Source organism: Gemmiger sp. An50, from assembly GCF_002161595.1.
In the GTDB taxonomy this organism is placed as follows: domain Bacteria; phylum Bacillota; class Clostridia; order Oscillospirales; family Ruminococcaceae; genus Allofournierella.
This window is the reverse complement of sequence record NZ_NFID01000046.1, coordinates 1-641: the sequence shown is the minus strand read 5'-3', so window position 1 is coordinate 641 and position 641 is coordinate 1. Positions and strand designations below refer to the sequence as shown.

Here is a 641-nt window from a genome sequence, read left to right as displayed (position 1 = left end):
CAAAGCCCAGGGCTGCTCGTCCTGCCTGCGGCGGGGCAGATTCGCATCCTCCAGCACCGCCGTGGCCAGCTCCCACAGGCTGTGAGATTCGCCATCCCATACGCCCTTGTAATAGCTGCCGTCCAGAAGGCTCAGCGCGTCGGTGGCGGAGAATTTGGCATACAGTCCCTCCACAACGGGCTGGCCGGTCAGATAGAACCGCCCGCCGGGAATCCATTCAACCAGACCGCCCTGGTAGATTTCTCTCCAGCCGCTGGGGGCCAGATCGTCCCACTTCAGCGCCGCCGCATCGCTCCACTTCATGCCGCCGGTGAGCTGCTGGCCGTAGCGCACCGTGATGGGGTTGCGCTGCTCAAAATACTTCCAGATGCCCTGGGGATTGTCCGGGTCGTAGAGACCGTTCTGAGTCCCGGTGAGCAGGTTCACGTTCACCGCCGAGAAGCTGAATTCCCCGGTGGGCAGCCTGCGGCCGATGGGGTCCACCTCCATGGTCTGGGCGGCCTCGGTCAGCTCGGCCTGACCAAACACCAGCTCCATGCCGAACATCAGCCGGCTCAGCCGCGCCCGGCGCAAAGGCTGGCTGGTTTCTTCAAAGCGGATCTCCAGCCGGTCGAACCGGTCGATCTGCACCGGCTCCTGGT

At 64.4% G+C, this 641-nt stretch carries 1 pseudogene; it reads right to left on the bottom strand.

The features are described from left to right. A pseudogene (locus B5G03_RS17545) lies at positions 1–641 on the bottom strand (hypothetical protein); the annotation flags it as partial.